14 protein-coding genes are annotated in these 13267 nt (G+C 66.1%); 7 read left to right on the forward strand and 7 right to left on the reverse strand.

Annotated features, from left to right (window positions below):
* The first annotated feature begins 5 nt into the window (after window positions 1-5).
* The 6 genes from ACQR13_RS12225 (at window position 6) to ACQR13_RS12250 (ending at window position 3456) form a co-directional block, all read left to right on the forward strand.
* A complete protein-coding gene (locus ACQR13_RS12225; protein WP_315827731.1) occupies window positions 6-233 on the forward strand; it encodes a hypothetical protein in 228 nt (75 codons plus the stop codon).
* Window positions 234-384: 151 nt separating this feature from the next.
* Window positions 385-618 carry a light-harvesting antenna LH1, beta subunit gene (gene pufB, locus ACQR13_RS12230; RefSeq protein WP_315714305.1) on the forward strand — a complete coding sequence of 78 codons (234 nt, stop codon included), beginning with the start codon at window positions 385-387 and terminating at the stop codon, window positions 616-618.
* A gap of 16 nt (window positions 619-634) precedes the next feature.
* Window positions 635-823, forward strand: a complete 189-nt coding sequence (gene pufA, locus ACQR13_RS12235) for a light-harvesting antenna LH1, alpha subunit (protein ID WP_315714306.1) — start codon at window positions 635-637, stop codon at window positions 821-823.
* Window positions 824-964: 141 nt separating this feature from the next.
* Window positions 965-1810: a photosynthetic reaction center subunit L gene (gene pufL, locus ACQR13_RS12240; protein WP_315810497.1), complete on the forward strand. Its 846-nt coding sequence runs from the start codon at window positions 965-967 to the stop codon at window positions 1808-1810.
* Window positions 1811-1828: 18 nt separating this feature from the next.
* The gene (pufM, locus tag ACQR13_RS12245) at window positions 1829-2755 is read left to right on the forward strand and encodes a photosynthetic reaction center subunit M (protein WP_315750173.1); all 927 of its coding nucleotides are present in this window, start codon (window positions 1829-1831) and stop codon (window positions 2753-2755) included.
* A 17-nt stretch (window positions 2756-2772) separates the two neighbouring features.
* Window positions 2773-3456 (forward strand): heme oxygenase (biliverdin-producing), encoded by a 684-nt coding sequence (locus ACQR13_RS12250; protein ID WP_434842800.1) that lies wholly within the window; start codon window positions 2773-2775, stop codon window positions 3454-3456.
* Window positions 3457-3712: 256 nt separating this feature from the next.
* Here the strand turns inward: ACQR13_RS12250 and ACQR13_RS12255 are convergent, their stop codons facing one another.
* Both ACQR13_RS12255 and ppsR (ACQR13_RS12260) read right to left on the reverse strand, forming a co-directional pair.
* Entirely contained in the window at window positions 3713-5887 is a 2175-nt protein-coding gene (locus ACQR13_RS12255; RefSeq protein WP_315714310.1) for a GAF domain-containing protein, read from the reverse strand.
* Complete coding sequence (gene ppsR / locus ACQR13_RS12260) at window positions 5888-7258, reverse strand: transcriptional regulator PpsR (protein WP_315714311.1); 1371 nt, start codon at window positions 7256-7258, stop codon at window positions 5888-5890.
* Window positions 7259-7575: 317 nt separating this feature from the next.
* Here ppsR (ACQR13_RS12260) and ACQR13_RS12265 point away from each other — a divergent pair, with 317 nt between their 5' ends.
* Window positions 7576-8010, forward strand: coding sequence for a c-type cytochrome (locus ACQR13_RS12265; RefSeq protein ID WP_315714312.1), 435 nt, complete (start codon window positions 7576-7578; stop codon window positions 8008-8010).
* Between the two features lie 18 nt (window positions 8011-8028).
* On the opposite strand, the gene ACQR13_RS12270 is transcribed toward ACQR13_RS12265, so the two are convergent.
* From ACQR13_RS12270 to ppsR (ACQR13_RS12290), 5 genes are read right to left on the reverse strand one after another with little or no spacing between them, the layout of a single operon-like run.
* Window positions 8029-8292 carry a hypothetical protein gene (locus ACQR13_RS12270; RefSeq protein ID WP_316191951.1) on the reverse strand — a complete coding sequence of 88 codons (264 nt, stop codon included), beginning with the start codon at window positions 8290-8292 and terminating at the stop codon, window positions 8029-8031.
* A gap of 11 nt (window positions 8293-8303) precedes the next feature.
* Window positions 8304-9515, reverse strand: coding sequence for a geranylgeranyl diphosphate reductase (locus tag ACQR13_RS12275; RefSeq protein WP_434862861.1), 1212 nt, complete (start codon window positions 9513-9515; stop codon window positions 8304-8306).
* A gap of 3 nt (window positions 9516-9518) precedes the next feature.
* Window positions 9519-10853 (reverse strand): BCD family MFS transporter, encoded by a 1335-nt coding sequence (locus tag ACQR13_RS12280; protein WP_434862862.1) that lies wholly within the window; start codon window positions 10851-10853, stop codon window positions 9519-9521.
* Complete coding sequence (gene chlG, locus ACQR13_RS12285; protein ID WP_316193183.1) at window positions 10850-11764, reverse strand: chlorophyll synthase ChlG; 915 nt, start codon at window positions 11762-11764, stop codon at window positions 10850-10852. Before chlG ends, ACQR13_RS12280 begins: the two co-directional genes overlap by 4 nt.
* 14 nt (window positions 11765-11778) lie before the next feature.
* Complete coding sequence (ppsR, locus tag ACQR13_RS12290; protein WP_434844495.1) at window positions 11779-13263, reverse strand: transcriptional regulator PpsR; 1485 nt, start codon at window positions 13261-13263, stop codon at window positions 11779-11781.
* Window positions 13264-13267 lie beyond the last annotated feature (4 nt).

Here is a 13267-nt window from a genome sequence, read left to right on the forward strand (position 1 = left end):
GGACGATGTCGTTATACGAGCGCATTGATCGTGACGTCGCGCCGAGATCGCGCGAGCGCATCGACTATCTCCTGGTCTACGCGGTGTGCTTCGCCGTGCTGATGGTCGAGGGCGTGCTGCGCCGGATCGGCTCCATCATCACCGGCCACCGGCCCGCGCCGCTCGGCGCGATCGTCGGTGAAGCAAGGATCAAGGCCGCGAACTGCGCGACCTCGTCCTTCATGGGACTTTGAGTTCGAGAGCTATGAGTTCGCTCTCCAAGGCTTGCTAGGAATTCGTGCGGCTCGCCGCATGGATGCCATCCCGGCGACGGGATGGCGCTTCGACGCCGCTCATCTCGGTGAGTGGCATCCGGCCGAAAGGCCAACACCAGGAGGTACCACTATGGTGGACGTACCAAACAAGGGAGGCTCTCTGTCGGGGCTGACCGAAGCGGAGGCGAGGGAATTCCATAGCATCTTCATGACGAGCTTTGTGGTCTTCACGGCGGTTGCGATCGTCGCCCACATTCTCGCCTGGATGTGGCGTCCCTGGCTGCCCGGGCCGACTGGCTACAAGGCGGCGGCGCTGGATGGGGCGACCCATTACGCCAATATCGTGCTCTCCTACCTGACCTGATCGAAAGGAGAAAACTATGTGGCGCTTGTGGTTGTTGTTCGATCCCCGCAGGGTTCTCGTGGCTCTCGGCGTGTTCCTGTTCGGGCTGGCATTGGTGATTCACTTCATCCTGCTCAGCACCAACCGGTTCAACTGGCTGGAGGGACCGCGTGCAGCGAAGACGTCGTCGATCTCCGAGCCGGCGACCCCGCTGAAGCTCAGCTAACAGCTCGACGACCAGAGGGAAGCGGACGTGCGACGGCGGCAGACCCCGTTCGCCCGCTTCCCAAATCCTCTTGTCCACGAATTCACGACACGACGACACGACACGCAGCATATCGAGCGACGGGCAGCGGAGGCAGGACCGATGGCAATGCTCAGCTTTGAACGAAAATACCGCGTCCGCGGCGGCACGTTGATCGGCGGTGACCTCTTCGATTTCTGGGTCGGACCGTTTTATGTCGGCTTCTTCGGCGTGACGACGATCTTCTTCACCTTCGTCGGCGTGGCGCTGATCCTCTACGCCACGGCGCTCGGACCGACGTGGAATCTCTGGCAGATCAGCATCAACCCGCCCGATGCCAAATACGGGCTGTCGTTCGCGCCCCTCACGGAGGGCGGCTTCTGGCAGCTCATCACGGTGTGCGCGCATGGCGCATTCGTCTCCTGGGCGCTGCGGGAGGTCGAGATCTGCCGCAAGCTCGCGATCGGCTATCACGTACCGTTCGCCTTCGGCTTTGCGATCTTCGCCTATTTCACGCTGGAGGTGATCCGTCCGGTGCTGATGGGCTCGTGGAGCTACGCCTTCCCCTACGGCATCATCACCCATCTCGATTGGGTGTCGAACACCGGCTATCAGTTCGGCAACTTCCACTACAATCCTGCGCACATGATCGCGATCACGTTCTTCTTCACGACGTGTCTCGCGCTCGCGCTGCACGGCGGACTGATCCTCTCGGCGAGCAATCCGGGCCGGGGTGAGGAGATGAAGTCGCCGGAGCACGAGAACACGATGTTCCGAGATCTGATCGGCTATTCGGTCGGCACGCTCGGCATCCACCGGGTCGGCCTGTTCCTGGCGTTGTCGGCCGTGTTCTTCAGCGCGGTGTGCATCGTCATCTCCGGTCCCGCCTGGCTGCTGCCGGAAGGCAATGCCTGGTCGGACTGGTGGGAGTGGTGGCGCAGGGTCCCGATCTGGTCGCCGCCGCAATGAGTTCAAGGAGAGGTCACCATGGCCCAATACCAGAACATCTTCACGCAGATCCAAGTTCGCAGTGCGATCTACCCGGGCATCCCGATCGAGCCCGGAATCTGGGAGCGGCTCGGCAAGGGCAGCTTCAACTACTGGTTCGGCAAGGTCGGCGACGCACAGGTGGGGCCGGTCTATCTCGGCTTCCTTGGCCTCGCCTCGCTGATGTCCGGCTTCGTCGCGATCGAGATCATCGGTCTCAACATGCTGGCGTCGGTGAACTGGAGCCCGCTCGAGTTCATTCGACAGTTCCCGTGGCTGGCGCTGCAACCGCCGGCGCCGGAATATGGCCTGCAGATCTTCCCGCCGCTGCAGGAGGGCGGCTGGTGGCTGATGGCCGGCTTCTTCCTGACGACGTCGATCCTGCTGTGGTGGGCGCGCACCTATCGCCGCGCCCGGGCGCTCGGCCTCGGCACGCATGTGTCGTGGGCGTTCGCGGCGGCGATCTGGCTCTATCTGGTGCTCGGCTTCATCCGGCCGATCTTCATGGGGAGCTGGAGCGAGGCGGTGCCGTTCGGCATCTTCCCGCATCTCGACTGGACCAACAACTTCTCCATCACCCACGGCAATTTGTTCTACAACCCATTCCACATGCTCTCGATCGCCTTCCTGTACGGATCGGCGCTGCTGTTCGCGATGCATGGCGCGACGGTGCTCGCGATCAGCCGATACGGCGGCGAGCGTGAGCTGGAGCAGATCGTCGACCGCGGCACGGCCTTCGAACGCGGTGCGCTGTTCTGGCGCTGGACGATGGGCTTCAATGCCACGGCCGAATCGATCCATCGCTGGGCCTGGTGGTTCGCCGTGCTTTGTCCCTTGACCGGCGGCATCGGTATCCTACTGTCGGGCACCGTCGTCGACAGCTGGTTCGACTGGGGCGTGAAACACGGGCTGGCGCCGCCGCGCTGACTGCTGCAGGTCGAGGCATGTTGGACAGAGTCGAATTGGATCGGATCGAGACGGCCGGACGCAGCGCGCGCCCGGCCAGTCTCTTGCAGGCGATGCGCGAGCGTACCAAGACGCTGCACGTCACCGCGGAGCGGACCGGGATCGTCGCCGAGCTGCTGCGGGGACGCGGCACGCGGCAGGCCTACGCGTTGTTGTTGCGCAATCTGCTGCCGGTCTACGAGACGCTCGAAGCGGAGCTGCTCCGCCATCAGGGAACGCCGGTGATGGGCCGCATCGTGCGGCCGGAGCTGCATCGCAGTGCTGCGATCAAGCTTGATCTTGCGTGGTTCGACGCGAGCCCTCTGCCGCTGCTGCCCGAGGCCATCGCCTATGTCCGGGTCATCCAGGAAGCGGGAGCCGGCTCCGGCCATCGGCTGCTGGCCCATGCCTATACGCGCTATCTCGGTGATCTCAGCGGCGGCCAGATCATCAAGAAGATTCTCGCGCGTTCGCTCGAGCTACGGCCCGAGGCGACGTCGTTCTACGAATTCCCCGAGATCGCTGATATCCCGCAGTTCAAGGACGACTACCGCGACGTGCTGGAGCAGGCGGGCGCGGCGATGGCGGAGCATGAGACCGTCGTCGAGGAGGCGGCATTGGCGTTCGAGATGAACATCACGCTGTCGCAAGCGCTGCAGGAGGCGGCCGGGCTGAGAACGTGATGTGCGGAGGCCTGATTGATCCTTCGCCATCGGGTTGGTCGAATACGATCGCGTGAGACCCCGCGTCCTCCCCCGAGGGCGGTGGGCTCCGCTCCTCCTTTCCGGCAGGGCAATCGCATATGCCCTTCCAATTCGGCCCAGCCGCAACTTGGATCGCAGAGGCCGACGTCGGGAGATTTTCGAATCCAGATTGGCTCTCCGGGGACAGGACGGACAAGGCAGTCGAGGTCGCCCGGACGAGAGCTGCGGCCCGCCGTCACTCTTCGCTCTGCGAGCGGTACCACACCAGGTGCTCGAGGATCTCCAGTGTCCGCGTGGTCGAATTGCGGATGCTCTCCAGCATCTCCGGCATGCTGCCGGCCTGTGCTCCGTGCGTCACCTCGAGCGCCGCGAGCTGCGCGTTCTCCACGGTGGAGGCAGCGAGCTCCTTGTAGATCAGGCTTGCGCTCTGATCGAGCCGCAGCGTCGGCCGGCGGGCGCCGTCGATCTCTTCCTGGAAGCGCGCCCGGGCCGCCTCGGCGGTCTTGCGCTCGGTCAAGTCCGAGAAGATCAGCACGAAGCCGAGCACGCGATCATACGGTGCGATCACCGGGTCGGCGCGCACCATCAACGGCCGTTGCGGCGAGGCGCCGCCCGTCAGTGTCAGCTCGCCGCGCCAGCTCCGCTTGTTGCGCATGAGGTCGTCGAGATTGGCGCGGAATTCCGCCGGCGCCGTGCAGTAGCTGCCGAGATCGCGCAGATGCGGGATGTGCGGATGCGGGGCGCGCAGCTGCTGCTCGAACGCTTCGTTCATCAGCAGGATGCGGCCCTCGACATCGGCGATGATGACCGGCTGCTCCGAGCGCAGCACCTGAGCGCTGATCGTGGCGAGCTGGTCCTGCGCGATCACCATGCGGACCGAACGCAGCTGCAGCGCCACGTCGGCGACCGTTTCGCTCACCGCGCGGGCGGAGGCGAGCTCGGCGCTCGACCACGGCTCGGACTTGCCTTCGACCAGCTGATGCCATTTCGCAAACGAGCGCCGCGGCGACAGATCCGACGGATCGTCGCCGATGATGACGGCCTTGAGCGGATCGCCGCCCCAGGTCACCGTCCGGACCTGCTCCGGCCGGAACCACAACAGATACTCGCCCTCGCTCGCCGACAGCGGAGCGGCGATCAAGCCGCTGGCGATCGAGCGGATGTCGGCAAAGGACGGCTCATCGAGCGTCAGCGAGCTGGTCGCCGTCAAGCCCTCGGGGGCTGCTCCCGGAGTGTTGCGCCGGCGATCGAGCCAGGCGGCGAGGTCGCGGATGCGCTGCGTCGACGGGACGTCGCCGGCGGTCGTGACTTGGCCCTCGAACAGCAGCGCCGCGCCGCTGGCACCGAGCGGCTGCAGCAGCGACTGCGAGCCGTCGAACAGCGCGGCCTGCCATTCGCCGTCGCGCGACACCGCTTCGACCAGCCGCTGCTCCAGCCGGCGCACGACCAGCTCGGACTGGCTTTGGGCAAAGCTCTCCAGCGCCGCGATCCGGATCGCGCAGGTCTCGGCCAGCGCCTCGCCTGCCGCGCGAATGTCGAACGGCACGAAGCGCGGCTCATAGTGATGGCAGGCGATCAGTCCCCACAGCCTTCCGCTGACCATCAGCGAGCACACCAGTGTCGCGCCGACACCCATGTTCTGCAGATATTTCTGGTGGATCGGCGACATGCTGCGCAGGCAGCTCAGGGACATGTCGAGATCGCGGCCGTTGAGCGGCGAGATGCGCGGCTGCAGCGGCACAGGCCTGTAGTTGACGTCGACCAGGAGGCGCACCCGGTTGCGCTCGTAGAGCCGGCGCGCGATCTGCGGAATGTCGGACGCCGGATAGCGGTTGCCGAGAAAGGCCTCCAGATCCGGCCGCCGCCGCTCCGACAACACCTCGCCATGGCCATCTTCGTCGAAGCGATAGACCATGACGCGGTCGTAGCCGGCGATCTCCCTGAAGATGGTCGCCGTCTCGTCGCACAGGCCGAGCAGCGATGAGGCTGAGGTGATGCGGTGGAAGGCGCCGTCGAGCGCAGGCGCGATGTTGGTCGTCTTCGTCGCCGGCTCCAGCTCGACGATCAGCCCGCCATTCGAGGGCCGGTGAAGCGTGCAGTCGACCCGGCGCGGCGGCGCCCCGGCGGTGCATCGCAGGGTCATCGGAGCCAGATGAAGCGGGCTGTTGAGATGCGGCAGGATCTGCAGCGCGAGATCGCCGCCAAGATCGCGTAACGGACGTCCGACCACGGAGCCGGTGTTGAGGAAGGCGGCCGCATTGGTGCTGGCCTGGATGACGATGTTGTCGGGCTCCTTGACCGCCAGGAGAATGCCGTGCGGCTGGATCGAGCCTGCGAGATGAATCTGTTCACGCTCGCAATCCGCAAGAGTAGCGTGGCCGAAGGCCGGCGTTGTCAGCGGAACGGGCAACTATCTCCCCTTTTCGGTTTCCTCGTCGCTTTCTTCGAGCTGGCTCAGATTATACCGATCGAGCTTGGCGTAAAGACTCTGGCGGCTGAGGCCGAGAATTTCGGCAGCCGACGTCCGGTTTCCGTTGGCGAGCTCGAGCGCAGCGCGGACGTAATGCTGCTCGACGACTTCGACCGTGCTCCTCACCAGGTCGCGCAATGGTGTTTTGCCGACCGATTCGTTGATGCCCGCGAGGGCGACCCGCAGATTGTCATGCTCCGCCGTGGGCGACAACCGCCTGGCGATGTTGCGCAACACAAGGCCGATCCGGCGCTGGCCGTCGAGGCCATGGGCGGCGGCCGAGATCTCGACCTCGGTCTCGGTTCCGAGCTCGCCCTGGATCGTGGTCGACAGCAGTCGGACGGCTCCATGGCGCTCGACGTTGGAGATCAGCACCGAAAGGTCGGCGCCGGGGCGCGTCAGCCACCGGCTGAGCTTCTCGCCGATCAGCGCCTCTTTCGATCCGACCTCGACCAGCTCCAGGAAGGCCCGATTGGCGCGCTTGACGGCACCGGTGCCATCGATGCTGATGACGGCATCGGGAAGATTGTCGATCAGCGCCTCGGGATCGTCGGGCAGCGGACCGGGCTGCGCGGCCTTGCCGATCGGCGCCATCTGCAGCAGGAACATCGGGGCGGTGTCGCTGCTCATCAGCGATCCCCGGAGCATCCAGGGGGCGGTGTCCTGGCCGAGGTGAATCACGATGCCCGGCGCCTTGCCCTGGTCGCGGACGCGCCTCAGCATCAGCTCCACCGGCTCGCGATCCTTTTGCGGGATCTCCTGCAGGAACTCGCGGCCCACCAGATTGTCCCGGCGCCGGCTTGAAACGCCGAGCGCGGCTGCCGCCGTCCGATTCGCTTCGACGATGCGCAGATCTGACACCTTCGTCAGCAGCACAGCCTCGTTGGAATCCTCGATGACCAAGCGGTAGCGCGTCTCGATCTCGCGCAGCTTCCAGTAGTCGCGCTCGATGGTCTGCTGGGCCGAGATCAGCCGGGCCTGGAGCTCCGCGACCGCCTGCAGATTCTTGCCGATCGCCAGCATGCCGGCCCGGCCGCCGAGCAGCACGGTCGTGAATTCCATCGGCAGCTCGAGACCGCTCGGGAATCGCTGCGTGATCTGTCGGAACGCGGAAATGCCGGTCCGCCTGGTGTCCTGCATGATGCGCTCGATCTTCTCGCTCGCATCATCGACGATCTCGGACCAGGGACGGCCGAGCCAGATGTCGACATTCTCGGCTGACATGTTCGGCGACAGCGTCGCCTCACGGATCACGCCGTCCATGTCCAGCAGCAATGTCACGTCGGGTCGTGGACCGTGAAACTCGGCCATGGTCTTGGCACCCGTTATCTTGGCACCCTCTTGAGACGCTCGGGGGATCGCGGCCAGTTCATTTGGCGCGCATTTTGAAGGTGTTGCGCCCCATCCCGCTAACGTATTGAGAGTCTTGAGAATGTCGTTAGCCCATGCAGGGCGCTCGCTGTCAAGGCTTATTTCAGAGCATCCAGCTTTCGTTGGTATCCCTGCGCTTATTGCATGTTCGAGCTGCGACTTAATCACTCGGGTGAGAATGACAAGATATCATGACACTGATAAATGTAACGATGAGGTCACATGGGCTAACGGAACGACAAATTGGGAGGATGCACATGCTCAAGGCGGGTTTGGTTGCGGCAGTCGTGGTTGCAACGTCGGGAGGCGCCGCATTGGCGCTGGACGGCGGCGACGCTGCGAAGGGCGAACAGGTCTTCAAGCAGTGCATGACCTGCCATCGGATCGGACCGGAGGCGAAGAACGCGGTCGGTCCCGTGCTCACCGGCGTGGTCGGCCGGCCTACCGGGACCTATCCGGGCTTCGCCTATTCTGAGCTGAACAAGCATGCCGGCGAGGCCGGGCTGGTCTGGACCGAGGACAACATCTTCGCATACCTCCCAGATCCCAACGCCTTCCTGAAGAAGTTCCTCACCGACAAGGGCAAAGCGGATCAGGCCACTGGATCGACCAAGATGGTGTTCAAGCTCGCCAACGAGCAGCAGCGCAAGGACGTCATCGCGTATCTGAAGACGTTCTCCGAGAAGAAGTGATCGGTATCGGCCGCCCCCTCATCGCCAGCGCTGCCGCAGATCGGCGGCGTTGGCGAGACCCGAGGCCGCCAGACAGCCTGCGAGCCAGAACCAAGGCGCCCCGATCAGCGCGCAGCGCAGCGCCAGCAGCAGGAAGACGCCGGCAAGCAGGTTGGGGAACAGCGCCCGCGGGCTGATGCCGCGGCGGTGCCGCTGCCAGATCCACGCCACGGCGGCGAACTCCACGGCGACCACCGCGAGGATCAGGTCGACCAGATGCGGGCTGCGAAACAGCTCACCCATTGCGCGAGCCGCTAGGCGGCCCTCGCGAGCCCGGTGAGGTGCGCGATGTTCTTGAAGAAGATGCGCACATGCGACAGCGGCTTGGCGCGGACCAATTCCTTGTTCATGTAGGCGTCCCAGGTCAGCTGCTGGACGTCCTTGTCACGGCAGATCGCGACGAAGCGCTCGCGGCGGGCGTCGTTCGTGTACCAGTAGCGCTGCATCATGCCGAGGATGAAGAACACGGCGCCATGCTTGCGCATGAAGGATTTGCGGGCGGTGGCCAGGGCGGCCGCATCGCCGGTCTTGAGGAACAAGGCAACGGCGACGGCGGCCGCGCGGCCGCCGGCCATTGCGTAGTAGATGCCCTCACCGGAGGCCGGGGCCACCACGCCGGACGCATCGCCGGCCAGCACGACGTCGCGGCCATTGTCCCACCGCGACAGCGGCTTCAGCGGGATCGGCGCGCCTTCGCGGCGGACGGTTTCGAGATCGTCGAGCGCGGCGGCCTTGCGGAATTCGGCGACTGAGCCCCGCAGCGAAAAGCCCTTATGAGCGCTGCCGGTGCCGATGCTGGTGGTCGGTCCGTGCGGAAACACCCAGCTGTAGAAGTCCGGCGACAGCCGGCCGCGATAGACGACATCGCACCGCGCGGCATCGAACACCGGATGGCTGCGGTCCGGCGAGCGGATGATCTCGTGATACGCGAACACGTAGCGCATCTCGCTGGCTTCGGGGATGCACTGGCGCGCCACGGCCGAGACCGCCCCGTCGGCGCCGATCACGGCTCGGGCCCGCACACGGTCCTCGCGCACGCTGCCGTCGTCCATGCGCCTGACATAGTGCACCACCGACTTGCCGTCGTCGTCGCGCGCGATATGGCTGAAGGTCCCGGTGCGGCGGATCGCGCCGTTTGCGGCGGCGCGCGCTCGCAGCCATTCGTCGTAGTGCTCGCGATCGACCATGCCGACGAAGCCGCCGTCGATCGGCATGTCGACGTCCCGGTTGCTCGGCGACACCATGCGGGCGGACGAGATTCGGGCCACCAGCAGATGGTCGGGAATCTCGAACTCGGCGATCAGCCGCGGCGGAATGGCGCCACCGCACGGCTTGATGCGGCCGGCCTTGTCGAGCAGCAGCACGTGATGACCCTGGCGGGCCAGATCATTGGCGGCGGTGGCGCCGGCGGGACCGCCGCCGACGACCACGACATCAAAGCATTCCGGGTTGGAGGAGGGGCTCATCGGTCAGGCTCCCAGATTGGCCGGCTGCGCCGCCAGCGTCGGTGATGGCTCGCGCGGGCGCTTGATCCAGATCGCGAGCCAGGCGGAGAGGACGAACAGTGCCGCTTCGGCGGCGAACACCGCCGCGTAGGCCGAGGCGGTCGTCGGCATGAAATGGCGCGCGGCGTCGGCCGCCGCGGTGCCGACAAAGCCGCCGATGCCGAACGAGATTGCCTGCGAGGCGCCCCACAGGCCCATGCGCGTGCCCTCGCGGTTGTCGCGGCCCTCGCTGACCATGTTCATCATCGCGCCGATCGCGGCGATGGCGTAGACGCCGTTGGTGATGCCGAGCAGCAACACGGAAGCGCGCAGTGGCCAGGCCGGGCCGACGGTCGCGGCCGCAACCAGGCTGAGCAGCGCCAGCGCCGAGGCGAGGCAGCCGCCGATGATCCACGGCTGCGGCCGCATCCGCCAATCGGCATGCAGGCTCGCCATCGCCGGCATCAGGATCATGCCGATCAGTGCACCCATGTGTTGCACCGATGAGAGCTGCGTGGTCTGGCCCGGCGTCATGCCGAACACGCTGCCGGCGAACGGCTCCAGGATCAGGTCCTGTGCGCTGTAGGCGAGCATCGAGACGAAGATGAAGATCGCGAAGCGCCGCGCCTGCGGCTCCCGGCAGATCTCGCGGAAGTCCTGCATGAAGCCCGACCGCTCCGCGATGGCGGAGGTCGTCTCGGCAGAGGTGTCGGGCTGCTCGATGCCCCAGACGCCGAGCAGCGTCAGCACCATGGCGACCGCCGAGACCGTGCCCGACACCAGCATCAGCCGCTCGCCGGAGAACGGATCGAGCGCCTTGCCGGCCACCGCCGTGGTGACGATGAAGCCTGCGATCATCATGATCCAGGCGATCGAGGCGGCGGCGCTGCGCCGCTCTGGCGCGGTACGCTTGGCGAGCAGCACCAAGAGCGACGTGCCGGCGGCGCCGACGCCGATGCCGATCATGATGAACGCGATCACGGCGAGCGTCAGGCCGAGGGCGAGGTGGGTCGCCATCAGCGCAGTGGCCGCTGCGGCCAGCAGGCCGCCAGCCGCGAGCACGGCCATGCCGCCGACGATCCAGGCGAAACGACGCCCGCCGACATCGGAGCCGTGGCCGAGCCAGGGCCTGAGCACCTGCATCGCATAGTGGATCGCGACCAGCAGGCCGGGGATCATCGCCGGCAGCGCCAGTTCGATGACCATGACGCGGTTGAGCGTCGAAGTCGTCAGCACCACGACCGCGCCGAGCGCGGTCTGCACCAGGCCGAGCCTGACGATGCCGAACCAGGACAGAGGAGCGGACGCAGCGCTGCTCATGCCGACAACCCCGCCAGCGCGAACGCCGTGACCAGCATGCCCAGCACGTAGAGCAGCACGCCCGTGCCGTTGTACCAGGGCGCGAGCTCGCGCGGGTTCGTCATCAGCCGCCGCATCAGCACCAGCTGGGCCGCGATCAGCGCTGCGACGATCGCGGCATGGGCCGGTCGGCTCCAGACGACCAGCAGCACGAGCACCGCGACCTGCGCCAGCGCCATCGTGATGCAGGCGAGGCGCGCGGCGCGCTCGGGCCCGAGCAGCACAGGCAGCGAGTTGACGCCGCTGACGCGATCGCCATTGATCGACTTGAAGTCGTTCAGGGTCATGATGCCGTGCGCGCCGGCGCTGTACAACAGGGCGATCGAAAGCACCGGCCACGACGGCGCCTGCGCGCTCATGATCGCCGCCGCCGTGATCCAGGGCAGCCCTTCGTAGCAGAGGCCGACAGCGCTGTTGCCCCACCAGCCGTTCTGCTTCAGGCGGATCGGCGGCGCGCTGTAGGCCCAGGCGAGCGCAAGGCCGAGCGCTGCCGCGGCAAAGCCCCAGGTGCCGAGCAGGGTGGCGACGCCGAGCGACAGCACCGTCCAGATCAGCGCGATATAAAGGCCCCAGCGTCCGGGAATGCGGCCCGACGGGATCGGGCGGTCCGGTTCGTTGAGCGCATCGACATGACGGTCGAACCAGTCGTTGACGGCCTGGCTGGTGGCGCACACCATCGGCCCGGCGAGCACGAGGCCCGCGATCACGATCGGCCAGCGCGTCGTCAGCGGCGCGCCTGACGACACCACACCGCAGCCGAACGCCCAGATCGGCGGAAACCAGGTGATCGGCTTCAACAGCTCGAGAACGGCCGAGGGCTGAAGCCTTGAAGGAATCCTTGGAGCGATCGGGACGGGCGCGATCTCGGTCATTGCAACTGTTCCACCTATTCCAACTGGCTGTCTTCTTCGCTCGGCTCGGCAAGGCCATAGCGCCGCAGCTTGACGTAGAGGCTCTGTCGGCTGAGGCCGAGCATTTCGGCCGCGGTCGCGCGGTTGTCGCCGGTCAGCTTGAGCGCCGTCTCGATGCACATCCGCTCGATCACGTCGGTGGTCTCGCGCACCAGCTCCTTGAGCGGCACGCGGCCGATCAGCTCGGCGAGCTGCTCACGGGAGCGTGGAATATAGCCGTGGTCGCCGCCGTCGCCGGAGATGCGCGGGCCGACATTGCGGATGGTGAAGCCGAGCCGGGTCTGGCCGGGCGCCCCGACCGTGCTGGCGGAGATCTCGACATCGACCGGCGAGCCGTGCTCGCCGCGGACGACGCTGGAGAACAGCTTCACGCTGCCATGCTGGCGCAGATTGGTCAGCATGACCGAGAAATCGATCGCCGACTTGCCGATCCAGCGGTCGATCGTCTCGCCCATGATCTGGTGCATGTTCTCGATCTGGGCAAGCTGGAGGAAGGTGGCGTTGGCGTGCAGCAGGCGGCCGTCCATGTCGGTGATGACGAAGCCGTCGGGCGCCGATTCGACGAACTGCACGAGCTGGGTGTTGACGTCGGACGTCCTGGGGAGCGCAGGCTGCGACGTCTGCGGCGAGAACCGCAGCAGGAACAGCGACGAGTTGTCCTGCCGGAAGAAGGTGCCGTCGAGCAGATAGTCGCGGCCACCGTCGAGCCGGATCTTGGCGCGTTCGATCTTGCCCTGCGAGCGGATCGCCAGCGACAGGGATTGCGACATCGCCATGTCGTCGAGCAGCAGCACGTCGGGAAACAGCTTGCCGATCAGATTGGCGGCGCCATGGTCGAGCAGGGCGGCCGCGGCCGGATTGGCCTCGACGATGCGATGGCTCACCGCATCGACGATCAGCACCGGCTCGGCCGTGATCTGAAACAGGATCCGGTAGCGCGATTCGGCGTTGCGCATGCGCGAGTAGTCGCGCTCGATGGCAACTTGCGCCTCGATCAGCTTCTGCTGGAGCGCGGCGGTGGCGCGCACGTCGCGGCCGACCGCGATGAAGCGCGCCGCGCCCTTGATCGCCACCACCGCGAACAGGATCGGGATGTCCGGTCCGCGCGCGGCCGGATAACGCACCTCGCGCCAGCGCGACACCTTGCGCTGGGAGGCTTCGGCGAGCAGCAGCTCTGGCTTGGTCTGGCTTTCCTCGGACACTGTTGCTTGCCAGGATCGGCCGATCCACGCGTCTGTGTTTCTCAATTCAAGCGGCAGGCCGGCTTGTTGAAAAGCCAGGTCCTGAATGTTGCCGTCGGCGTCGAGCGCGAGCGCAATGTCGGACGCTGCGGCCACCAGCATGCCCGCAACATCCGCATTGAGGTCGCCAAGCGACTCTTTCGGAGCTCTGAACGCCCTCACCAACGCCGTTGTCCTCCCAGTCAAGGAGCCTTCGCGCGGCAAGTCTCGTTCCAGCATTCAT

This window comes from Bradyrhizobium sp. HKCCYLRH3059, assembly GCF_051168035.1.
Lineage (GTDB): Bacteria > Pseudomonadota > Alphaproteobacteria > Rhizobiales > Xanthobacteraceae > Bradyrhizobium.

What these genes read in the sequence shown, in the direction of transcription:
- ACQR13_RS12225 (WP_315827731.1), top strand. Translation starts at nt 6, where the DNA reads ATGTCGTTATACGAGCGCATTGATCGTGACGTCGCGCCGAGATCGCGC.
- ACQR13_RS12265 (WP_315714312.1), top strand. Translation starts at nt 7,576, where the DNA reads ATGCTCAAGGCGGGTTTGGTTGCGGCAGTCGTGGTTGCAACGTCGGGA.
- ppsR (WP_315714311.1), bottom strand. Translation starts at nt 7,258, where the DNA reads ATGGCCGAGTTTCACGGTCCACGACCCGACGTGACATTGCTGCTGGAC.
- pufA (WP_315714306.1), top strand. Translation starts at nt 635, where the DNA reads ATGTGGCGCTTGTGGTTGTTGTTCGATCCCCGCAGGGTTCTCGTGGCT.
- chlG (WP_316193183.1), bottom strand. Translation starts at nt 11,764, where the DNA reads ATGACCGAGATCGCGCCCGTCCCGATCGCTCCAAGGATTCCTTCAAGG.
- ACQR13_RS12275 (WP_434862861.1), bottom strand. Translation starts at nt 9,515, where the DNA reads ATGAGCCCCTCCTCCAACCCGGAATGCTTTGATGTCGTGGTCGTCGGC.
- ppsR (WP_434844495.1), bottom strand. Translation starts at nt 13,263, where the DNA reads ATGCTGGAACGAGACTTGCCGCGCGAAGGCTCCTTGACTGGGAGGACA.
- pufL (WP_315810497.1), top strand. Translation starts at nt 965, where the DNA reads ATGGCAATGCTCAGCTTTGAACGAAAATACCGCGTCCGCGGCGGCACG.
- ACQR13_RS12270 (WP_316191951.1), bottom strand. Translation starts at nt 8,292, where the DNA reads ATGGGTGAGCTGTTTCGCAGCCCGCATCTGGTCGACCTGATCCTCGCG.
- pufM (WP_315750173.1), top strand. Translation starts at nt 1,829, where the DNA reads ATGGCCCAATACCAGAACATCTTCACGCAGATCCAAGTTCGCAGTGCG.
- pufB (WP_315714305.1), top strand. Translation starts at nt 385, where the DNA reads ATGGTGGACGTACCAAACAAGGGAGGCTCTCTGTCGGGGCTGACCGAA.
- ACQR13_RS12250 (WP_434842800.1), top strand. Translation starts at nt 2,773, where the DNA reads ATGTTGGACAGAGTCGAATTGGATCGGATCGAGACGGCCGGACGCAGC.
- ACQR13_RS12280 (WP_434862862.1), bottom strand. Translation starts at nt 10,853, where the DNA reads ATGAGCAGCGCTGCGTCCGCTCCTCTGTCCTGGTTCGGCATCGTCAGG.